Raw genomic sequence first — 22,004 nt, 5'->3', positions numbered from 1 at the left:
CTCCGCCCTTCCTCCCGTGCGACCGCCCCCGCACCGGCCCCGGCCTGCCTGTTCCAGTTCCGGCACAGCCGCCCCCGCGCCATGCCCCGCGCGCGGCCCGGATCATAGGATCGAGGCGGTACACGCAGAATCCACAAAGGTGGAGGCGGGATTGATGGGGGACGAGGAAGCCATGAGCGCCTCAGACGAAGGAAATGCCGCGGCGGCCGGATATGCACCGCATCCGTACGTCGGCGGGCGCACCGCCGTGCTCCGCGCACTGTCGGCCTGGCGTATGCGGTGGCCCGGCGCGCCGCGTGTCATCGTGCTCACCGGAAACCCGGGCAGCGGACGTTCACGCCTGCTCACCGGCTTCCTGATGATGTGCGACCCCGGCTACCGCAAGCAGTTGCCGCTGGACGATCTGGACCCGGCGACGGTGCCCCCGGACCTCCCGGCGCCCGCTGTGCCGAGCCCCGCGGGGCGCACCGCGGCGCAACTGTTGTGGCTCATCTCCGACCATTTCGGGCTGAACGCGGACCACACCGACGACATCTTCACCGAACTCGCCACTCGTGAAGAGCCGGTGACCCTCGTGGTCCCGGATGTCGATCAGGCCGGTCCGGTACGCGCCGCGAACGAGCCGGCCCGCGTCGTCCAGGACGTGCTCAAGCCGCTCGCCGCCACCGAAACGGTTCAGCTGCTCGCCGACGTGCCGCGCGAACTGGCCGCGGAGCTGGCCGGGGCGCTGCCGCGCGGCCAGGTGCAGATCATCGATCTCGACGAGGCCGAGTGGGCCGACCCCAAGGGCCTGGTGCTGCACGCCGAGACCGCGCTCACCCCCGAGTCCGGGGCGCCCGAACTCCCCTACACCACCGACCCGTCCGCGCGCCGGGCGCTCGCCGAGGCCATCGCCGCGCGCGCGGACGGCAACCGCCTGACCGTCCAGCTCGCCGTGCAGTCGCTGCTGATGCAGCCCGAGGGCTTCGACCCGGCGGACGACTCTCTGCTGCCCGGCACTGTCGGCGAGGCGCTCGATCTGCATGCGCGCCGGCTGGGCGCCGACCCGCAGACTCTGCGGCTGCTGCTGGCACCGCTCGCGTTCGCCGAGGGCGAGGGGCTGCCCGTCCAGCTGTGGGGTGCGCTGGCGAACGCCGTCGCCGGACGGGACATGAGCCAGGATCTCGCCGACGGCATGCTCCTGGCCGCGCCGTTCATCCAGCCGGTCGAGGCCTCCCCGGATGAGGACGAGAACGACGAGGCCGAGGCCGCGGACGGGGACGAGGACGGGGCCGGATCCGGAGCCGACGCCGGCCGTACCCTGCTGCGTCTGATGCACCCGGGGCTCGCCGAGGAGATCCGCTCCGCCCTGCCGGACACCCGGGACGCCCAGACCAGGATCGCCATGGCGCTGCTGGAAGCGGTGCCCCAGCAGGACTGGTCCAAGGCCGATCCGTACATCCGCGACCACCTGGCGGCGCACACCCTCGACGCCGGCCTGCTCCCCCAACTCCTCACCGACCCCGGCCTGTTCGCCCATGCCGACCCGGTGACGATGCGGGCCGCCATCGAGGCCGTACCGCTCGAGCAGCTGGGCGCGCCGGCCCGTACGTATCTGCGCACCGCGCCGCTGCTCACCCGCTCGCAGGCGCCGGCCGATCTGCGGGCGGCGTTCCTGGAGTCCGCGTTCGTCGAGGACGGACTGGCGCCATACGCGGAGGCCCTGCACACGCTCGGCTTCACCCTGCCGTGGCGCACCCTGTGGAGCGTGCCGCTGGTGGGCGTCCGCGCCGTGACGACGGGGTCCCTGCCCCCGCAGGGCGGGGACGGCGCGACGGCGGACGCGGCCGCGGGAGCGGACGGCACGACGGCGGCCCAGGCCCCGGACGGGACAACGGCCCAGGTCCCGGACGGCGCGACGCCCCGTTCCGCACGGCCCGGCGGTCCGGTACCGGCATCCGGCACCACCGCCGCCCGCCCCGTCGCCGCCTTCATCGTGCCCGAGGGCACCCCTGGTTCCCGTACGGTGCCCCGCCCGGACGGCGACGACTCCGAGGGCGACGGCCGGGCGCTGCTCCTCCACGACCTGCTGCGTCCCGAGTACGTCGACGCCGACCCGGCGCAGGTGCAGCTGCCGTCCGAACAGGCGCAGGCGGCGGCTCCCTTCGGGCTCAGCCGCGGCGCCGACTATCTGCGGGTGTGGGCCCGCGCCGACCGGGAAGTGGTGGCCGCACTGCTCTCCGACACCCCGTTCACCGGCGCCGACCTCTCCCCCGACGGTGTGCTGGTCGTCGCCACCGCGCGCGGTGTGACCGCCCGGCAGATCCTCGCCACGCCTCGGCCGGCCACTCCCACCGTGCCGGCCCAGCGCACCGGCACCGCTGACTCCGACGCTTCCGACGGCCTCGAAGGAGACCACTCGTGATCACCCAGGCGCAGGCACATGCCACCGCCGCCCGCTGGCTCAACCCCGAGGGCCACCAGGGCCCGCCGCGCGAGGTGGCCATGCAGGAGTTCGACCTCGGCTGGGTGGTGTGGGCCGTACCGCCGCCCCCGGAGGTCGACCCGCGGACCGGGCAGCGGCGCCCGCCCGCCGAGGTCGGTGCCGCCTGCGGTGTCGTCGACCGGGCCTCCGGCGAGCTGACGGTGTGGCCGTCCGTACCGGTCGACGAGGTCGTGCGGATGTACCGGCAGAAGCACGGCGCCGGGTCCGGCGCGGCCCCGGCGGCACCCGCCGAGCGGCCGGTCACCGGCCCCGGCAACACCGCCGTCGCGACCTACAACGACCCGTCGACCGGCGAGGAGACCAGCCTCGCCCGGGTGTCGGGACCCGGACAGCCGCCCGCCGAGTACCAGCTCCTCGACGAGCTCCGGCGGCTGGGCGTGAACCCCGCGGACGTCCGCGCGGTCCACACCGACCTGCGGTCGGCCCTGCTGCCCGGCGGCTACCCCGGCGACTTCATCCTCCGCACCTTCTCGAACGCCACGTTCTCCTGCACCGAGGGCTACGGCATGCGTCCCGAGGAGCGTGCCGAGGGCATCGCCGGGCTGGTGCGGCACGTGGAGATGATGCACCAGCTCGCGGGCCGGCCGGCGCCGCCGCGACCGCACCGGCTGCCGGTGCCGCAGCAGGTCGAGCCCGCGCCGCAGATGCGGGACGTGGCGCTCGGCAAGCACCTGGTGGAGGTCCTCGGGCCGCAGGGCGTCAGCCGCCCGGACGCCGACGATCTCGCCACGACCCAGCTGCCCGAGGCCACGAGGAACACCCTGATCTGGGCCGGACTCCCGGCCGAGGTGCCGTTCTTCTTCCACGCCGACCGTTCCGACGCGCCGCCTGCCGGCGGCCTGTTCACGGACGTGGCGACCTACCTCCGCGAAACCGGCACCGAAGCCCGCGAACAGACGCTGACCACCCTCGCCGGCTATGTCCGGCTCGGCACGGACGGTCTCTACACGCTCGCCGTCCAGTGCACGGCTCCGGAGCAGAACCAGAGCCTCGTCGGCACCGTCTGGGCGGTCCAGCCGTCCTCCGGCGGCGGCCGCTTCGTCAACCGCACGCTCTCCGCATACCTGCGCTCGCTCGCCCTGCTGGTCACCACCCGCCAACAGATGCAGGGCATGGACCCTTACGCGGCAGGCGCGGCGGTCGCCGCCTTCCAGGAGCAGATCGCGGCGATCGACTCGTGGGCGCTGGACGACGACGGCAACTGGTGGTCGCTGGTCATCGAGCAGATGTGGCACGGGTTGTTCTGAGGGACCGCCGGGCCGGGGGCTTCTCGAGAGGGGGAGGGGGCCGGGAGGGTTCCGGGAGGGGTTGGTTGGGGTTCGGGGGCCCCTGGGGGCAGGTTCGGGGGTCTCGGACGCTCCCGGGGCGGGGTCGCGAGTGCGGGGTCGGCTCCCGGGGGCGGATTCCGAGGGGCCCGGGGGGCGGGTTCGCGAGTTTGGGGTTGGCTTGGGGCCGGGTTCCCGGCTACCGGGTCGGCTTCCAGAACCGCCGTTGATCTGGCCCAGGACGGTTCGCGAGTTTGAGGTTGGCTCCCGGGGCCGCCCTAGCTCCGGGGCCCGAGGCCGGGGCGGGGGCCGCTGCCGTACGAGCCCCGGGGCGGCGGTGCGCCCCGCCCTCCCACCCTCAGGGCAGCAGCAGCCAGTCCGCGGCCAGCGCGGCCGCCAGGCCGATGCCCAACAACCAGGTGCCGAGCCGGGTACGCCCGTTCCGGCTGAGTTCGATCACCACGCCACAGAGCACCAGCGCGGCTCCGTACACCCCGACCACCAGCACCGACGTACGCGACGCCAGGCGCACCACGAGCACCCCCGCCATCGCGGCCATCAGCACCGAGGCCAGGACGATGCGTATTCGCCGAGCCTGACGAGGCGTCAGCCCCACGGGGCTCTCGGCGAGGGACTCTTCATTGCCGGGTACGTCCATGAGCGGGAATGCTACGGGACCAGTGATCGTCGGTCCGCCCCGCTCCCCCGGTAAAGCCACCACAACTCCGCCCGAGCCCCGGCTCGTTCGTCCGGCCCGCCCCTCGCCGGGAACCTACGACGGTACGACCGACCACCAGAGCGGCAACACCACACACCCGGTCGAATTACTCACTTCCGCACGCCCATTCCCCCATGGGCCCCTGCATCCACGACCGTCAACGTGCCACACCCACTCCTGCGAGCCATTCCCCAACGCACTCGATTGACGCCACCGACACCCGCCCTTGCTCGCGCAGCCACCTCCCGGCAACCAACAGAGGATGACTCCGCCCCACAATTGACCAATGCCGTACCAATATTTAACCTGCCCTTTCAGCCCGTCGGCCGGAAACCCTCGCCCCCTCCTCCCCCGCCACATTCACCAATGCCACAGGCGGGTCAATTCACCAAAATCCGCACGGGATTCAGCCTCAGGATTCCCACGCTCCCTCCACACATCTCGCCTTGACATGCCTGCGCTCAGATCGCCTAGTGTGTGAGATCGCTAAGAACGCGACAAGTATCTGTGTGGCACACCGCATAACGGGGGCAAGGGTGGCAGGCAAGGCATTTGATGTAGATCCGGATGTGCTGCGCACGCAGGGCAACGCATTCGTCCACATCGGCAGCGATTTCTCCAAGGCGTCGAAGAAGCTTCAAGACGATCTTGAAGGCCTCGGCAGCCCCTGGGAAAACTGCGACTTCGGCGACATCTTCGAAACGATCTACACGCCCATCAGGGACGGCATGTTCGAGTCGATGGACTCCCTGGGAGAGCGCCTCGAAGGCATCGGGGACAAGCTCCAGAACATGGCCGGCGCGTATTCCGAATCCGACGAACAGGGCATCCACACCATCAGCGCGGTGGGCCGCCCGGCAATCTGACGCCCGGCCCACCGCACGTGCGCCCGGGCTCACTTCTCATACGCTCGGGCTCGCCACGCCCGCGAATCGGCCGCCCGAGGTGTGCCCGCGACCTCTCCGCGCCTGAATTCCGGCCACCACCACCCACACCCCACCCTCTTCTTCACCACCACCTTTCCACTCCGCAATCGGCTACAACTGCACGGGGGACGATCGCTGTGTCATTGATGCTGCCAAGCGAGGTAGCTTGGGTCTTGGACCTCCTCGGCTACAACTGGCCGGACGCCGACGAGGACAAGCTCCACGAATGCGCGCAGGCCTGGCGCAACTTCGCCGAGTCGGTCAATCAAGCGTCTTCCCAAGGCTCTTCGGCAGCCAATGAAGTCGTCTCCGCCAACTCCGGCGAGGCGATCGAGGGATTTTCGAACGAATGGGGTTCCTTCTCCGGCGGCGGGGACGGCGGGGACAACTACCTCCGCGACGCCGCCGCGGCGGCTGAAGTCATCGCCCTCGCCTTCGACGCGGCCGCCATCGCCGTTCTCGCCGGCAAGATCGCCGTCATTGTCCAGCTCGTCATCCTGGCCGCCGAGATCATCGCGGCCCAGGCCGCTGCCCCCTTCACACTGGGCCTGTCCGAGATCGGCGCGGCAGGCGCCACCCAGGCGACCCGCGTGATGGTCCGCCAAATCCTCGACAAGATCAAACGCGAGGTCATGGAGGCGGCCACCAAGGCCATGGAGCACGCCACCATGGATGCCATCAAGAAGATGGCAAAGAAGGCCGTATCCAAGGAAGCCCGCAAGATCGCGGCGGACTACGTGAAGAAGACGGTCAAGGAGACCGTCAAGGACAAGGTCATCGACCAGGCGAAGGAAATCGCCAAGGACAAGATCGTCGAAGAGGGCAAGGCAAAGGCCCAGGAGGCCGCCACGGAGATGGCCCAGAACGTTGCCCAGCAAGGCATCGAAAGCCACTTCGGCGCCCGCGACGGAATCGACTGGGGCGAAACCGCCGACATCGGCAAGGAAAAGGCCGGCGAATACGTCGACGGCATCAAGGAAGGCGCCCAGGAGTACAAGGACGGCGTCACCAGCCTGGCCGACCCCACCACCTACATCGACCACGCCAAGGAAGACCTCACCAACCGAGGCCTCGACCACGCCCAGCGCCACACCGACCGCCACACCGGCGGCGCAGCCACCCGCCACCAGGACGTCACGGACGAGGTGCGGTCGGTGTTCGGCTGAGCCACTCTCCTCACCACTCGGCCAGCACCCTTGCCTGAGGGTCCTGACCAGCAGGCCGGGACGCCAGGCGGCCACTAGAAATACATGTGCGTAGTGGTGACTACCAACTGGTGGCCGGATGGGAAGAGCATGCCATCTACCACCCACCAGGCGATCAAGGCGGCCATGGCCGTTCCGTGGTCCTCTACGGTTTCATGGTCTGCCGTACCGCCTTCCTGGCAAGGCTCTTTCCGGGAAGTACGTTGGGCCCTTGAGCTCGGTGTGGTCTCCGTTGACGCCCAAGTCGATGACCGCCACGATGACGTTCTTGCCGGTGGGCTCCTCCCACACCTTCTGTGGGCTGAACGCGTCAAGCACCATTGCCCACACCTGATGTAGTCCGCCGAGGCACTAGGTCCGGCGGCGAAGGGCAGCGCTCCCGCCATAGCCACGCTGCCAACTGCACGCAGCCAACGCGCGGAGCCCATGCTGTAAATCCCCCCATGACGACTGGGTTCCGCACCCTCTGAGGCGCTGCGGAACCCAGTTATCTTTCTCCCGACGTCATGCTGCGACCTATGCGCCATGCTCGATCAGGCCCGGTGGCATGGCACGTCGCCACAGAAATCCACCGAAGACCTGGTCTGCTGCCGCACGATCAGCCGGCTCAGCACACGCCTGTCGCTTCACCTGAAATGGGGCGGCGGCTGAGTGGGCGGCGCCGGCGGATACACCCCAGAAGCACTGGGCTGCTGCTGATACGGCCCGGGCTGCTGATACGGGCCCGGCTGCTGGTAGGGCCCGGGCTGCTGCGGCGCGAACCCAGGACCGCCAGGACCGCCGAACCCACCGGAGGGCGGGCCATTGCGGCCATTCTTCTTCTGACTGACCACAACGATGACGATGACGATGATCGCGACAACGACGAGGACACCGACCGCGATCCCCACGATGGCGCCGGTGCCAAGTCCGCTGTCGCTCTCCTCGCTTGCCTGGGAACCACCGGCACTCGAGGCGCCGGGAGCGGTCGCTCCACCAGCGCTGGGAGTCAACTCATCCTCGGGGATCTTCAGTGGTCCATTCTTTGATCCGGCCGGGATGTCCTGCGTCAGCGCTCTAAAGGGCCGGATGAAGCCATAACCGTAGTGCGGGTCCGGGAGTTTCGTCCCGGTCCGCCCTGGCGGCAGACCGGCCGTCTTCGCCAGTCGGTTGACGATCTGACCGGAAGTGAGGTCGGGGAACTTGGCACGGAGAAGGGCTGCGGCGCCCGAAACATACGCCGCAGAGTCAGAAGTGCCACTTGCCAACCGATACGGTTTGGACGCCGCCGCCGACCTAATAAGAGTCCCGGGTGCCGTGAGGAGTGTCTGCGGGCCATAATTTGACTTGCCCCACACCTGACCAGCCTTGTCGACAGCGCCAACTGCAACTACACCCGGATAAGAGGGCAAGTCATCAAGACGCCCCTGCCCCTCGTTTCCTGTGGCAACAACCAGAAGGATATCTTTCTTGATCGCATAAGAAAGGGCCTCCTTTTCCTCTTCGGTTAGCACGCCGGCATCGATCGACATGTTGATGACAGATGCGCCGTGATCGGCAGCATACCTCAGCGCCTCAGCCAGGCTGTCCTCACCCTGCGTCGGCACGTCATCTTCGCCAGGAATTGCCGCTGGCAAAATCTTGGCAGCCGGGGCTAGCCCCTTCACCCCTTGCGAACCACCTGTACCGTGTCCATGACCTGCAATGATCGAAGCCATTCCGGTGCCGTGATCATAAACACTCTCTTGATTAGCAACCCCGCCTTGGTTGAAATCTCGCCCCGGCAGTACATTGCCCTTCAAGTCAGGGTGGCTGCCGTTAACGGCATCATCGATTACGGCGACGGTGACGCCCTTGCCCGTCGATTCCTTCCACACCCTCTTGGCATCAAAGGCCGTAAGCGGCCATTGATCATCCCTGATCTCATCTGCCAAAGCGGTCGGAGCGGCACCGAAGAGCAGTGCTCCCGCCACCGCCGCACCGCCCACCACACGCAGCGTCCGCGTGAAGCTCACTCCGTAATCCCCCTCCATAACGAGCTCGGGGCCCGCAACCTTCAGGCTGCGGGCCCCAAGCCGCCTCTCCCCATGACTCGCTAAGCCCTACGCATCGTGCCCGTTTCATTGAGGGTGACGCCGACACGGAATCCAGCTGGAGACCTGCCGCCTCACATACTCAACACGAGTTCAGACCCGATGATTGCCATGTCCTCACTGGCCCGGCGGCTGGGTGGGCGGCGCGGGCGGGAACGCCCCCGGAGCGCTGGGCTGCTGCTGATACGGCCCGGGCTGCTGATACGGGCCCGGCTGCTGGTAGGGGCCGGGCTGCTGCGGCGCGAACCCAGGACCGCCAGGACCGCCGAAGCCACCGGGGGGCGGGCCATTGCGGTCGTTCTTCTTCTGCCGGACTACGACAATGACGATGATCGCGACAACGACGAGGACACCAACCGCGATTCCGACGATGGCACCCGTACCAAGGCCCTCTTCCTGCTGGCCGCTCGCCTGCTGGTCACCATTGCCAGCGGTCGTGCCCCCCGTGCCGGCTGCCGGATCCGCCTTCGGCGTCTTGAGAGGACCGTTCTTGGAACCAGTGGGGATATCGGCAGTCAGCGCCTTCAAGGGCTGAATGAAGCCGTATCCGTAATGTGAGTCAGGAAGCTCAAGACCCTTCTTCCCCGGCGGCAGACCAGCAGACTTCACGAGACGATTGGCGATCTGACCGGCGGTGAGATCAGGGAACTTCGAACGCAGGAGCGCCGCGGCAGCAGAAACATACGCCGTGGCATCAGACGTACCATCAGCCAGCCGGTACTGACCAGCGGTAGCAGAAGCGGACGTGATCTCTACGCCAGGAGCCGAAAGCATCAGCTGGCTGCCTGAGTTGGACTTCGCCCAGACCTTTCCGGCCTTGTCCACTGCACCTACAGACACAACGCCTGGGTTAGCTGCCAAGTCGCCGAGCTTACTCTCTCCGGAATTTCCAGAGGCGACTACAACTAGGACATCCTTCTGAGCCGCATAGGCCAGCGCTCGCTTATCGGAGTCGGTGAGAAACGAGGGGCCGATCGACATGTTGATGATTGATGCATCGTGATCGACTGCGTACCTAATCCACTCGCCGAGGCCGGAGTTTTCCACCCCGACTCCGACTTCCGGCCTCCCAACGGGCAAGATCTTCGCATCTGGGGCGAGGCCCATCACGCCATCGGCATTGCCTCCACCATGCCCATGTCCGGCGATGAGTGACGCCATGCCAGTGCCGTGATCGCCCGTTCCCTTGCGGTCACCTCGCCCGCCATCGATGAAACTCTTCCCCGGCAGCACATTGCCTTTCAGGTCTGGGTGGCTGCCGTTAACGGGATCATCGATTACTGCGACCGTGACGCCCTTGCCCGTCGATTCCTTCCATACTCCCTGAGAGTCAAATGCCTTGAGCGGCCACTGATCATCCCTGTTCTGGTCTGCCAAAGCGGTCGGGGCGGCGCCGAAGAGCAGTGCTCCCGCCACCACCGCGCCGCCCACCGCACGCAGCGTCCGCGTGAAGCTCATGCCGTACACCTCTCCCTAGCGAGGTGGGGCCCGCAGCCCGAGGACTGCGGGCCCCACCTCGATTCCGCCGAGCACTTGATCGTGACCGTCAGGTCTCTACTCGATGACCTTGGGCGCCACGTTACGCTCCGGCGTCCAGGTCTCCTCATCTTCTACCAGGTAGTCCGGACGCTGTCCGTTCTCGCTGCCCTTATCCTTGCCCTTGGCGCCGTGAGCACCATGACCCCCGGCCATCCCCGCCGGACGGCGACCGCCTGTCGCACCCTGCTGCGTACCGCCACGGCTGCGGTGCAGACCGGATCCTCCCTGCCCTGCGGCTCCGGCCTTGCCACCCTTGCCGCCGACGAGACCGCCCTTCTGCCGTGCCATCGCGCCGCCCTTGCCGCCGGCGCCCTTGGCACCAGCGCCCTTGGCTCCGCCACCAGCGGCACCGCCCATCCCGGGCATGCCGGCACGGCCGGCGCCCCTTGCCCCTGCTCCAGCTCCGGCGCCACCGGCACGAGCTCCGGCGCCTCCGACCATGCCTGGCATGCCGGCGCCGCCCATACCCGGACCTGAGCCTGCGCCACCGCTGCCGGAGCCTGCGCCCAGACCGCCGGTGCCCACGCCTCCGCCGACACCGCCGCCGATTCCGCCGGCACCTGTGCCACCGCCGGGCCCAAGACCGCTGCCTCCTGAGAGGCCGTCAAGGCCAGTTCCAATGTGGGGTGCAGGCGCCTTCGGGATGCTGCCGACACCGCCGTCGATGCCGTTCGGCCGGGGCGCTTCCATCGGCTGCGGGGTCGTGTACCCGCCGCCCTTCATGCCGGGCATCTTCCCTGATGGTGCGCCTGTCTTCGGGGTGGACGGCATCGGGCCGAATGCCCCAATGCCCGGGATAGCCCCGCCACCATCGGTGTCGTGTTCTGGCTGCTTGATCCGACCGTCATCCCACGGGGGGGTGGTCCCCATGGCCTTCACCCCGGCCCGGTACGTCGTCCCCAACTGCTCCATGTAGTGAGCAGCCTGGAGCTGACGCTCCTTCCCCAGCGACAGGTTGGTGCGGTTCTTGTTCATGGCATCCCAGATGCTCATGTTCGGGTTCTGGAGGTCGACCTTCAGCTGTGAGTCATCGCGCCCATCGCCGCCGACCATCCCACCCACGAGGCCGCCGACCAAGGCACCTGCGCCCGGAGCGAGAGCGTTTCCGATCGCTGCGCCCTTTCCGACGCCGGAACTACCTTTATCGGCGAGCCAGTCTGCCTTGCTCTCCCACCCACTCGGCTCTTCGACGTCGGCGACAAATTTCTGGACGTCCTTCAGATTCTCGCTGATCTGCTTCAGGACCTCGCCGGTGTTATGCGGATACAGCGCAAGGTTCGCGAAGTTGTCGCTGATTTTCTGCGCCGAGGTGGCGAACTGATCGGCAGAGGAACCGTGCCAGGTCTGCAGGACCTTTGTTACCGCATCATCGAAGTGCTTCTTGATTCCTTCGTGCCAGCCTTCGCCGACAAGTGCAACTCGAACATCCCGCCAGCCCTTGGCGACATTGCCGACCTCGCCCGGGTTGGCCCCCGCCACCATCTGCTTGAGGTCGTTCAACCCCTTTTCGGTGAACTGAGGCCGACTCGCGACAACGTCGTGACCCGTCTCCTGGGCCTCGCCGGATCCCTTCGCCGGCTTCTTGCGTGGCTCCGGCACCTGGACCTTCGCCGGCTTGAACTCACTGTCCTTCGATGCCATCTGCTGTCCCCCACTCCGTCATCGAACATGCCCTGTCTGTCACTGCGATCCGCCGGCGGAAGTCACTTACCGCTCATGCTGATTGAGTTGTCTGCTTCCGCGTCCTGGTACGCGCCCCTGACCTTGTTCGACTTCTTCCCGAACGTATCGACCAGGCCCTGGACCATGTCCAGCATCTTCTCGATGTCGCCCTTCATCTTCTCGTGAGCGCCATAGAGCTGCGTCTCCTCCTTGAATCCCTCGCCCAGGGAACCCTTCGGAAGATAGGTGCTGTTCTTGGCTGTGCTCGTCGAGTCGCCCATCTCCTTGAGGACATGGTTGAGTTCCTTGATGACCTGGTCCAAGGCGTCCAGATCAACGCCGTACTGCCCCTGCGCCATGATTAAGCCTCCCCGTGTGTCTTCAAACCAGTCTTACGGCGCCAGTCCCGGATAGCGATCGAGGATCCGACGACCGCGCCGACGGCGAGAAGGCCGCCGCCGACAATGTAGATGGAAATGCGGGCACGTCGTTCCTCGGTGCTTTCGCCGATGGTGAGGACGGCCGGTTGGATGTTGGAGCCGTCAGCCGCGTTGGAGGGCTTGTCCGGCTCGGGTTCGGCAGTGGGCTCGGTGTCGTCGTTGAGGGCTGCCACCGGGTCGACGACGCCCCAGCCGATGAAGTCGTCGCGGTTCGCGCGCACGCGCTCGGCGGTCTGCTCGAGGTGCCAGATGAGCTTCTGCGGCGTCCAGCTCTTGTGCTTGGCCTTGAGGAGGGCCGCGGCTCCCGTGACGTAGGGAGCGGCGAAGCTGGTGCCCTGGTCGACGCAGTTGCCGCCGTCGGGGACCGTGGAGACCATGTCGACGCCGGGAGCGGCGATCTGGACGAACTTTCCGGACTGGGAGAAGGGCGCGCGCTCGTTGTTGCGGTCCGAGGCGGCCACTGCCAGGACGTTGGGGTAGTCGTCCGAGAAGGCGGCGGGGTACATGTCCTTTTCGCCGCCGTCGGCGCCGCCGTTGCCGGCGGAGGCGACCACGAGAATGTTCTTTTGCGCGGCGTTCCGGATCGCTTGTTCAAGGGTGGGCAGAAAGCGTCGGTCGGCGCCGGTTCCCTGAGAGATGTTGATGATGTCGACACCCTCCGCCACGGCCTTGTTGATGGCCTTGGCGAGGCTTTCGGCGGTGCCGGGCTTCTCTTCCGAGGTCTGCTGGAACGGGACGACGGTCGCCTCGGGCGCGATACCGAAGAAGCCCGAGCCCTTGATCTGGCGGGCGGCGATGATTCCGGCGACCTTGGTGCCGTGGCCGACCTTGTCCTCGGTCGGCTTGCCCTTGACGAAACTCTGGCCGCCGCTGCCGATCGCGCCCTGGAGCTGCTTGTTGCCCGCGTCGATACCGGTGTCGATGACGCCGACGCGAATTCCCTGACCCTTCATCCGGCCGTTCGCCCACAACTGATTGGTCAGGAGGCGCTGGAGCGACCAAGGGGTCTCTTCGATGTTGTCCGTGCCGAACTTGCACTCACCGCTGTTGAGCGGCACGTTCTCGTCCGCGATCGCCGGCGCGGCGGTGACGCTGGAGAGGCCGGCAATGCACGCCGCCGTAACCAGAGCGCCCGCCGCTCGGCGGCGGTGCCCGGCTCGATGACCAATGGCGCGAGATCCCACGGGTTGTCTGCTCTCCCTGTGTGACGGAATGGGCGGGGACGAGGAGTGAGGAAACGGCGGAGAAAGAGGCGATGTGGAGGAGGTGGTGGGGGAGTTACGGGGCGGTGCCGGACGGCAGAAGGGCGAGCGCACTGATGCAGCGCGCTCGCCCTCATTGACCACTGTGCGAGCCTTCGGGCTGCTCAGCCGATCGCTATCCGTGCTTGTGCCGACGCGAGGTCAGCCCGCCCAGATACCGGAGTTCTTGTGCTCGGTGGCCTGGTAGTTCTGGGCGGCCTGGTCCAGCGCCTTGGCGATGGCCTCAAGCGTGGAGTGCAGGGAGGCAGCGCGCTGGTCCCACTCGCGCTGGCGGGCCTGGTAGCCCTCCTGCGCCGCACCTTCCCAGCTGGCGGCGATCTTCTTGACGCCCGCCTCGAGGTCGTCGAGCTGCTGGCGGATGTTGTTGGCAGTACCGCGCACGTCGGAACTGGCCTGCGAGATCGTCGCGAAATTAACGAGGATCTGGCCTGACATGGTGTCTCCTCAGGAGTTGATGAAGCCTGGTCGATACATGCCACAGCGGGCCGGCGGGGACTGCCCGGCTGGCCCGTGCTGTGGCTGCTGAGCTACGCCGCACAAGCGCGACGCGGCCCCATCATCCGAACGGGGAAGCCGAGGCGGAGACGTGCGAGATCGACTGGGCCTGCTCCTCTTCGGAGGCGGAGTAGTTCTTCGTGGTCTCGTCGATCGCTTCCTTGATCTCACCCAGAAGCTGGTTGAGACGGTTGGCGTCCTCGTTCACCTGCGACTGCAGCTGGTTGTACGAGGAGGCCGCAGCACCCTTCCACCCGGACGTGATGGTGTCGACGACCGTGTTCAGGCGCGAGATCTCGCCCTGGATCGACTGGTTGACCGAGGAGATCTTGCCGCTGAACGCGACCATCTCCTCCTCGGTGGTTGTGTACTGCTGACCAGCCATAGTCAACGTCCCCCATGAGACTCGTACGTCGTACCGCGGCATGCCGCCACAGGCGCTCGCGCGGTAGGCATCTCCTGCTGACGCCTTTGGCTACTTTACCCACTCCATATGCCCGTTCCCAACAGGGGGACGGTTGTTGTGACGGGATCACAACATTGTCAACTGGCCGTCGCTGAAACGTTGTTCAAAAGAATCGGACAGAAGTGATGCTATCGGTCAGGACCGGGCTTGCCGGAGTGCGACGAAGATCGCACCGAGAAGGCGGCGGACGACCTCGTGAATTTACGGTGCAGAGAATCGGCGATGCGCCGAAGTCCGCGCCGATAGCCCGTCCCGGGCGTCGGCGCGGACTTCACCCATATCAGGACGACTGCGGCTTCTGGGCGCTCCGGATGTCCAGCGACGGGCCCTCGGACAGCAGCGAGGACCAGGCCTTCAGAATCAGCGGCGGGTGCGAGGCCCCGTAGCCGAGGTGGAGCCTCGACTGGTCCTGCTCCTGCTTGTCGTTGCCGGCCTTGTTCCCGCCGTCGTTGTTCCTGGGAATGGAGTAGCGCAGCCCCGTGTCGGTCACCAGGAACAGGCTGCCGCTCTTCGCGGAGGGGGTGGGCACCTCCGTGTAGAGCAGCCCGCTGCCGGGGGTGACATACGAGCTGGCGCCGCTGGCGATCTTGGCCGGGTAGTCCGTGCCGACCCAGGCCTGCATCTTCGGCACGCCGTTCGGGTAGCCGAGCTGCTTCTCCTCGCCGCCCGGGTACTTGTCGTTGGTGCCCTTGTAGACGCTGCACGACACGCCGCTCTTGGTGGGGCTGGTGAAACCACCGGTCTGGGAGCCGTGGTCGAAGTCGTTGGCCGCGGAGACGGCGTCGGTCGGCCACGGCGACGGGACGCCGAACAGCGTGCCCATGAAGTCCGTCGGCTTCTGTGCGTCGTCCAGCTTCGGGTCGACGCTGCCGGTGGCGATCGGGACGGGCGTCAGCGGCGAACCGTCGCCGTTCAGCGTGTCCGCGTTCGCGCCCTCCTCCAGGAGCTTCGCCACGAAGTTGGACACCTGCTCGACGCCGTCCTTCTCCACGACGTACTTCTGGCCGTTGCTGTCCTTGAGGATCGAGCCGACCTTCCTGGCCTTCTGCGGGACCTTCGGGTCAGTGGTCTCGCTCCCCGCGCCGGCGACCGTGGGCATGCTGATGCCGGCCTTGTCCGGAACCGTCAGGAGGGTGTCCATGAACTGCTGCGACACCTTCTGCGGGGTGGCGTCGGAGCCGAAGATGATGCGCCGCAGGGCGGCCCGGCCCGTTTCCTGGGGGGCGTTGAACGCAAAGGCCTTGCCGCTGTTGTCGACCAGCCACTTCTTGCCGTCGGGGTCCTCGACGTACAGCGCCTGGTGCAGGTCGAGCTTGCCCTTGTTGTCCTCGACGAGCTGCTTGTCCTTGCCGGCCAGCACGAAGACGGCCTGCTGCGGCTTGCTGTTCTCGCCGGTGCCGGGGCGATTGCACACCGCCCAGGTCTTGGGCTTGTCGGCGTCCTCCGTGGCGGGCAGCCGGTCGGGGGCGTACGGAATGCCGATGGCAGGCCCGTGGGGAAGCTTTCCGTCCAGCTCGGATTCCTTGACCTTGACGACGCTGAACTTCGGGTCGAGAAGAAGGCGGGCGGAGGCGAGGTTCAGGATGGGGTGCAGCAGTTTCTGGCTTTTGCCGTTGCGGTCCTTGTTTTCCAGCACGATGTAACGCGTGGTGGATTGGTCCCCGACGATGACATTCTTGCCGACTTCGTCCCACCCCTGCGGCGCAACGGGCTTGAGAATGCCGCACGCACCAAATCCCACAAGCACCAAGACACCCACGACGATGCTGGGCACCACCGCCTTGAGCGGCCTGGGGGCACTCTCGATCGAACCGTTCGGCAGCGGCTTCAGAAATGCCGCATTCGTGCGCTTTCGAGCAAACGAATACGCATTCAGCTCGTCCCGACGTGATGCCATTGTTGCTTTCTCTCCCCGCCTGTTGGATCCACAGCGACCGCCCCCGGCACTCACGCCGTAGCGCCCTCTACTATGCCGTGTATCGATCGACCCGTACGGTACGGGTGCCACCTTCCAACGCACCAGTCTCAGCGGGCGACCGATACGTCTAGAGGCCACACCACCAGTAGAGGAGCAGGCCGGGGGATGTCCAGCGCCACCAGGGCTCGACGCCGCAATGGGCGGCAACAGCAGCAACAGCCTTCCGCTGCACCGCAATACGCGGGAAATGCTGGCCAAAACGGTACAGCTTCGGGCAACAGAGGAAATGGCGGCCGGGATTCCGCGGCCCGTCCGGCCGGTCCGGTGGCACCGCGGCTGCGCCAACAGGCAGGAACCATCGGCGGGGTGCGCGTCCAGCAGCTGGCCATCATCGAACTCGCCGCGGCACTGGTGCTGGTGGGCTGGACGATCCACCCGGCCGCACTGACCGCGGCCATTGTGATCGCGGCCCTGCTGGTCGTTTTCGCGCTCGGCCGGCGGCGGAAGATTCCGCTGCCGGAATGGATCACGACCGTGCGCGCCATGAAGCGCCGCGGCAAGGACAGCGCCTCCGCGATCGCGGCCACGCAGGGCGTGGACCCGGCCTTCGCCCCGGTGGTGGAGTGCGAACCGGCGCTCCAGACCTACGAGTTCACCACCGAGGCCGATCAGCGCGCCATCGGGTTCGTCGGTGACGGGACGTTCCTGACGGCCCTCGTGCAGGTGGACGCCCGGGACGAGCCGCTGCGGCCGCAGCGCGGCAGCCACATGCTGCCGCTCGAGGTACTGCACACCGCACTGGACATCGAGGACATCCACCTCGAATCGGTGCAGTTCGTGCAGTACACCCAGCCCGCGCCGGCCCCGCATCTGCCCGAACAGGCCGTCGCGGCCCGCTCGTACGCGCCCCTCCAGGCCCAGGCGCAGACGCCGGCACTCCAGCTGACATGGATCGCGCTCAAGCTCGACCCCGAGCTGTGCTCGGAGGCGATCGAGGCCCGCGGCGGCGGCATGGAAGGCGCCAAGCGTTCGCTGCTGCGCGCCGCCGACCAGCTCGTCAGCCGGCTCACCGCACACGGCGTCCGCGCCAAGGTGCTCGCCGAGCGCGAGGTCGTGGCCGCGATCGGTACCGCGGTGTGCGTCAGCCCGCGGGCCGCAAACGGCGCGATGGGGCGTGACGGCCGGGCGGCCCGTCGCACCCAGGAGACGACCCGCGCCATGCGCTGCGACGACCGCTGGCACACCACGTACTGGATCGGCCGGTGGCCCCAACTGGGCCAGGGCGGCGCCCCGTTGGCGGCCGTCACCCAGCTGCTGACCAGCACCAGGGCCATGGCCAGCACCTTCGCGCTGACCGCCACGCACGGCGGCGGCCGCGCCCCGGCCATCTCGGGCTACGTCCGTCTTTCCACCCGCAGTGAGAACGAACTCTCCGCCGCGCAGAGCGAGTTGGAGCGCCGTTCCGGTTCCGTGAAGGTCGGGCTCGTCCGCCTCGACCGGGAACAGCTGCCCGGCCTGCTGGCCACGCTCCCCCTCGGAGGTACCCGCTGATGGCCTCTCCCACCTATCAGCCCCGCGTCAACACCAGCGGCAACGGCTGGCGCAATCCCCCCATCGGGGGCGCCGGCACCGGCGGCGGCCGGCTCTCGCACCAGCCGCGTCCGGACGAGGAGCAGTCGGGTCCGACCGGGCCCAAGCCCCGGCCCGGCTTCGGCCTGCGCGGCCCGCGGCGCAGCCCGCACGTCCTGACGGCCGAGTCGCTCGCCTCGCTGACCCTGCCGGTCGGTGACGACGGCGTGATCATCGGCATCGACCCGCAGAACCAGCCCGCCGTGCTGAGCCTGCTGCGGCCCGCGCCGATGGAGATCGTGCTGGTCGGCAGCATGTGGATGGCCCAGGTGCTGGCGCTGCGTACGGTCGCCACCGGCGCCCGGGTCGCGGTCGAGACCGCGCGGCCGCCGGCCTGGGGGCAGATGGCGCAGGCCGCGGGCGGCGGACAGCAGTGTGTGTCCGTCCACGAGGTGCGTCAGATCGCACCCCAGGGGCCGTCGGTTTCCAGCCCGGTGCTGGTCGTACGGGACATGGGTGCGCGGCCGCCGCGCAATCAGCTCGCCCCGAGCCCTTGGCAGTCGGTGCTGACCGTGCTGCCGTTCCTCGGGCCGCGGTCGCCGCAGATGCTCAGCCGGGCCGATCTGGTCGGTCTCCAGCGGCTTTCGCCCGAGGAGGCGGAGGTTGTGACGCGAATCATGCGGCTGCCGGAGCAGGTCGGTGCGGTGCTGCCGACGCTCAGCGACAACGCCATGCTGTGGTGCTCGCGCGACGGCCACCAGTTCGTCATGACCCAGCCCACGGAAGCGGAGACCAACCTGCTCGGCGGGCCGCGCCGTATGGACTGACCGTTCACTGCGGGCCGGTTGCCCGCGGGACGCTGCGCGCGGCCCGTAGGCAACCGGCCGCAGGCACGTCTTACGGGCGCACCCACGGGTGCGCCCGTAAGTGTGCCAAAGGGGCTTGAAGACCACATGACACCGACTGCCGATATGGGCCGACTCTTGATTAGGCTGTGTGGGAGAGCCGCAGGAGCACAGCACGACGGCAGTCGAAACGGGGACGGAGACAGTTAGTGTTGGCGCAACCCCGGGTGGTGTGTTCCGACTTCCGCTACATCCGATCGATCCGCCTGTATCCGGTCCTGCCGTTCAGGTGCGTTGCAGTACACCAGGAGGCACAGTGAACGAGCAGGAGGCTTTCCGTCCGGACGGAAACGATCCTGACGACGACCAGTCCGAGTTCGACCTGACCGGTGAGTTCAAGATCGATTTCGCCGCACCGGCCTGGTATGCGAGCAACGACACCAGTGGTGGGGGCACGAGCGCTAGCTCCCCCACGGCTCCTCCTGCGTCTTCGCCCACCGCTCCGCCCGCCGATCCCCCGCCGCCGCTCGGCCGGCCGCTGCCCGGCCCCGCCCAGGGTGCTCCCGGCATTCCGCAGCAGGGTGCGCCGACGGCCCCGCCGCCCGTAGAGGCCGCACCGCCGGGCTTCCCGACGCTGCGTCCGCAGGACTCCGGCACCGACGCGCCGGCTGCCGCGACTCCCGCGCCGGAGGCGTCCGCGGAGGCCGCGCCGGCCACGAACGACGGTGCGGGCTCGGGCAATCGTCGTGCGGGCACCGGTGTCGACCCGTCGGCCTCCCTCTGGGACGACGACGATGACTCGGAACCGCAGGCGGTGAGCACCCCCGAGCCCGAGGCGTCGCCCGCCGTGGCGCCCGAGGCCGCACCCGCCAACGCGGCCCCGCAGCCGGAGGCCGCACCTCCGCACGCCTCCACCGAGGGCGGAGCCGGGGCCCCCGAGGCCGCCGCTCCCGTCCAGCCGGCCCCCGATGCCGCCGCGCAGGGCGCACAGCCCCCGCAGGGCCAGCAGCAGCCGCAACAGGGCGCGCCGCAGCAGGGCGCGCCCCAGCAAGGTGTGCCACAGCAGGGCATGCCGCCGCAGCAGCAGGGGGTTCCCCCGCAGACGGCTCCGCAGAGCGTCCCCCAGCAGGGCGCGCCTCAGCAGGGAACGCCTCAACAGGGCGCTCCCTGGGGCGCCGCGGCGGAGGGGCAGCAACAGGGTGTTCCCGGGCAGGGCGCACTGCCGCCGCTGCCGGCGGAGTTCCAGCCCGCGGACCCGCGGATGGCACAGGCCCAGGCACAGGCTCAGGCCCAGGCCGGTCAGCAGCCGCAGCAGGGCCAGCCACAGGCGCAGCCGCACCAGCAGGCCCCGCCACAACAGGCGCAACAGCCGCAGACGCAGCAGCCGCAGGCCGGATACCCCCAGGGGCAGCCCGCTCAGGGCGGCTATCCGCAACAGCAGGGCGCGCCCGTTCAGCAGCCTGCGTACGGCTATCCCCAGCCCGCGTACGGCTACCCCCAGCAGGGCCAGCAGCCGCAGCAGGCACCGCACACGGCCGCACAGCAGTCGGCTTACGGCTATCCACAGACCGGTGCGCAGGGCTACCCCCAGCAGGGCCAGCACCCCCAGCAGGCGCAGCCCGGCTACGACCAGCAGCAGGCCGCCCAGCAGGCGGCGCAGGCGCAGGCCCAGGCCGCCCAGGCGCAAGCAGCGCAGGCACAGGCGGCACAGGCTCAACAAGCCCAGCAGGCACAGCAAGCTCAGCAGGCGCATCAGGCACAGCAAGCGCAACAGGCTCAGCAAGCCCAACAGGCGCAGCAAGCTCAGCAGGCCCAACAGGCGCAGTACCAGCCGCTCCCCGGCCAGCAGACCGGCGACCCGAACGCGGCGGCGAACTACGCGTCGTACTCGCAACCGGGTCAGCAGCAGCCGCAGCGAGCCGCTCCCGGCGCACCGCTCGGTTACAGCGCCGCCGTGGAGCTGACCTCCGACCGGCTGCTGCGCAACCAGCCCAAGAAGCGCAAGCCGGGCGCCAATGCCCAGCCGTCCAAGTTCAAGCTGGGCGCGAAGAAGGAAGAGGCGGAGCGGCAGCGCAAGCTGGAGCTGATCCGTACACCGGTGATGTCCTGTTACCGGATCGCGGTGATCAGCCTCAAGGGCGGTGTCGGCAAGACCACCACGACCACCGCGCTGGGTTCCACGCTCGCGTCCGAGCGGCAGGACAAGATCCTGGCGATCGACGCCAACCCGGACGCCGGCACGCTCGGCCGACGGGTGCGGCGCGAGACCGGTGCGACCATCCGTGACCTGGTGGGTGCGATCCCGCATCTGCACAGCTACATGGACATCCGCCGGTTCACCTCGCAGGCCCCCTCGGGCCTGGAGATCCTCGCCAACGACGTGGACCCCGCGGTCTCCACGACGTTCAACGACGAGGACTACCGGCGGGCGATCGACATCCTCGGCAAGCAGTACCCGATCATCCTCACCGACTCGGGTACGGGTCTGCTCTACAGCGCGATGCGCGGAGTCCTCGACCTCGCCGACCAGTTGATCATCATCTCCACCCCGTCCGTGGACGGTGCGAGCAGCGCGAGCACCACCCTGGACTGGCTGTCCGCGCACGGCTACGCCGACTTGGTGCAACGCGGCATCACGGTCATCTCCGGTGTCCGTGAGACCGGCAAGATGATCAAGATCGATGACATCGTGTCGCACTTCGAGACCCGCTGCCGCGGTGTGGTGGTCGTCCCCTTCGACGAGCATCTCGCCGCCGGTGCCGAGGTCGACCTGGACATGATGCGGCCCAAGACCCGCGAGGCGTACTTCAACCTCTCCGCCCTGGTGGCCGAGGACTTCGCGCGGGCGCAGCAGGCGCAGGGGATGTACCCGCAGCAGCAGATGGGCGGCGATCCGTACGCCCAGCAGCAGTACCCCCAGCAGGGCCAGCCCCCTCAGGCGCAACCCCAGCAGGCACAGCAGCCCCAGCAGGGACAGCCGCCTGCCGGTTACCCGCCGCAGCAGGGCGGCTGGACCCAGCAGCCCGCCCAGCCGCCGGCCCACTGGCAGCAGCAACAGCCGGCTCCGGACGCACCGCAGCCGGAACAGCCGGGCCTGGCGCCTGGGTGGCAGCAGCAGCCGCCTCCGCAGTGAGGCG

Annotated in this window: 17 protein-coding genes; 7 read left to right on the top strand and 10 right to left on the bottom strand. The window is 68.4% G+C overall.

The genetic code is table 11. From position 1 onward, the window contains the following. Positions 1–172: 172 nt before the first annotated feature. Both M8I34_RS37530 and M8I34_RS37525 read left to right on the top strand, forming a co-directional pair. Entirely contained in the window at positions 173–2,404 is a 2,232-nt protein-coding gene (locus M8I34_RS37530) for an ATP-binding protein (protein WP_250057425.1), read from the top strand. Then, positions 2,401–3,732: an SUKH-4 family immunity protein gene (locus tag M8I34_RS37525; protein WP_250057423.1), complete on the top strand. Its 1,332-nt coding sequence runs from the start codon at positions 2,401–2,403 to the stop codon at positions 3,730–3,732. Before M8I34_RS37530 ends, M8I34_RS37525 begins: the two co-directional genes overlap by 4 nt. Positions 3,733–4,108: 376 nt before the next feature. Here the strand turns inward: M8I34_RS37525 and M8I34_RS37520 are convergent, their stop codons facing one another. After that, positions 4,109–4,408 carry a hypothetical protein gene (locus M8I34_RS37520; RefSeq protein WP_030080343.1) on the bottom strand — a complete coding sequence of 100 codons (300 nt, stop codon included), beginning with the start codon at positions 4,406–4,408 and terminating at the stop codon, positions 4,109–4,111. A gap of 596 nt (positions 4,409–5,004) precedes the next feature. On the opposite strand from M8I34_RS37520, the gene M8I34_RS37515 reads away from it, so the two are divergent. Together M8I34_RS37515 and M8I34_RS37510 are read left to right on the top strand one after the other, a co-directional pair. Beyond that, positions 5,005–5,334, top strand: a complete 330-nt coding sequence (locus M8I34_RS37515; protein ID WP_250057421.1) for a WXG100 family type VII secretion target — start codon at positions 5,005–5,007, stop codon at positions 5,332–5,334. A 233-nt stretch (positions 5,335–5,567) separates the two neighbouring features. Then, a complete protein-coding gene (locus tag M8I34_RS37510; protein ID WP_250057419.1) occupies positions 5,568–6,560 on the top strand; it encodes a PE-PGRS family protein in 993 nt (330 codons plus the stop codon). A gap of 192 nt (positions 6,561–6,752) precedes the next feature. On the opposite strand, the gene M8I34_RS37505 is transcribed toward M8I34_RS37510, so the two are convergent. The 9 genes from M8I34_RS37505 to M8I34_RS37465 all read right to left on the bottom strand — a co-directional run bounded on the left by M8I34_RS37505 (position 6,753) and on the right by M8I34_RS37465 (position 16,432). Further along, positions 6,753–6,920, bottom strand: a complete 168-nt coding sequence (locus M8I34_RS37505; RefSeq protein ID WP_250057417.1) for a hypothetical protein — start codon at positions 6,918–6,920, stop codon at positions 6,753–6,755. A 305-nt stretch (positions 6,921–7,225) separates the two neighbouring features. Continuing rightward, positions 7,226–8,593 carry a S8 family serine peptidase gene (locus M8I34_RS37500; protein ID WP_250057415.1) on the bottom strand — a complete coding sequence of 456 codons (1,368 nt, stop codon included), beginning with the start codon at positions 8,591–8,593 and terminating at the stop codon, positions 7,226–7,228. Between the two features lie 195 nt (positions 8,594–8,788). After that, a complete protein-coding gene (locus M8I34_RS37495) occupies positions 8,789–10,129 on the bottom strand; it encodes a S8 family serine peptidase (RefSeq protein WP_250057413.1) in 1,341 nt (446 codons plus the stop codon). A gap of 96 nt (positions 10,130–10,225) precedes the next feature. Further along, the gene (locus M8I34_RS37490; RefSeq protein ID WP_250057411.1) at positions 10,226–11,851 is read right to left on the bottom strand and encodes a hypothetical protein; all 1,626 of its coding nucleotides are present in this window, start codon (positions 11,849–11,851) and stop codon (positions 10,226–10,228) included. Between the two features lie 62 nt (positions 11,852–11,913). After that, the gene (locus M8I34_RS37485) at positions 11,914–12,231 is read right to left on the bottom strand and encodes a hypothetical protein (protein WP_250057409.1); all 318 of its coding nucleotides are present in this window, start codon (positions 12,229–12,231) and stop codon (positions 11,914–11,916) included. Positions 12,232–12,233: 2 nt separating this feature from the next. Further along, positions 12,234–13,496: a type VII secretion-associated serine protease mycosin gene (gene mycP, locus M8I34_RS37480; RefSeq protein WP_374211041.1), complete on the bottom strand. Its 1,263-nt coding sequence runs from the start codon at positions 13,494–13,496 to the stop codon at positions 12,234–12,236. A gap of 219 nt (positions 13,497–13,715) precedes the next feature. Beyond that, positions 13,716–14,009 (bottom strand): WXG100 family type VII secretion target, encoded by a 294-nt coding sequence (locus tag M8I34_RS37475; RefSeq protein WP_006602760.1) that lies wholly within the window; start codon positions 14,007–14,009, stop codon positions 13,716–13,718. Positions 14,010–14,130: 121 nt separating this feature from the next. Then, entirely contained in the window at positions 14,131–14,454 is a 324-nt protein-coding gene (locus M8I34_RS37470; protein ID WP_006602761.1) for a WXG100 family type VII secretion target, read from the bottom strand. A gap of 361 nt (positions 14,455–14,815) precedes the next feature. Beyond that, positions 14,816–16,432 carry a type VII secretion protein EccB gene (locus M8I34_RS37465; RefSeq protein WP_244418455.1) on the bottom strand — a complete coding sequence of 539 codons (1,617 nt, stop codon included), beginning with the start codon at positions 16,430–16,432 and terminating at the stop codon, positions 14,816–14,818. A 345-nt stretch (positions 16,433–16,777) separates the two neighbouring features. Between M8I34_RS37465 and eccE the strand changes: the two genes are divergently transcribed. The 3 genes from eccE (at position 16,778) to M8I34_RS37450 (ending at position 22,000) form a co-directional block, all read left to right on the top strand. Continuing rightward, positions 16,778–18,004 carry a type VII secretion protein EccE gene (gene eccE, locus M8I34_RS37460; RefSeq protein WP_244418456.1) on the top strand — a complete coding sequence of 409 codons (1,227 nt, stop codon included), beginning with the start codon at positions 16,778–16,780 and terminating at the stop codon, positions 18,002–18,004. Beyond that, positions 18,004–18,849, top strand: coding sequence for a hypothetical protein (locus M8I34_RS37455; protein WP_250057405.1), 846 nt, complete (start codon positions 18,004–18,006; stop codon positions 18,847–18,849). The genes eccE and M8I34_RS37455 overlap by 1 nt, the downstream gene beginning before the upstream one ends. A gap of 334 nt (positions 18,850–19,183) precedes the next feature. Next, on the top strand, positions 19,184–22,000 hold the full coding sequence (locus tag M8I34_RS37450; RefSeq protein ID WP_250057403.1) for an SCO5717 family growth-regulating ATPase: 2,817 nt from the start codon (positions 19,184–19,186) through the stop codon (positions 21,998–22,000). The last annotated feature ends 4 nt before the right edge of the window (positions 22,001–22,004 follow it).

This window comes from Streptomyces sp. MCA2, from assembly GCF_023544705.1.
In the GTDB taxonomy this organism is placed as follows: Bacteria; Actinomycetota; Actinomycetes; order Streptomycetales; family Streptomycetaceae; genus Streptomyces; species Streptomyces decoyicus.
The sequence above is the reverse complement of the archived record's forward strand: the minus strand, read 5'-3'. Positions and strand labels throughout refer to the sequence as shown.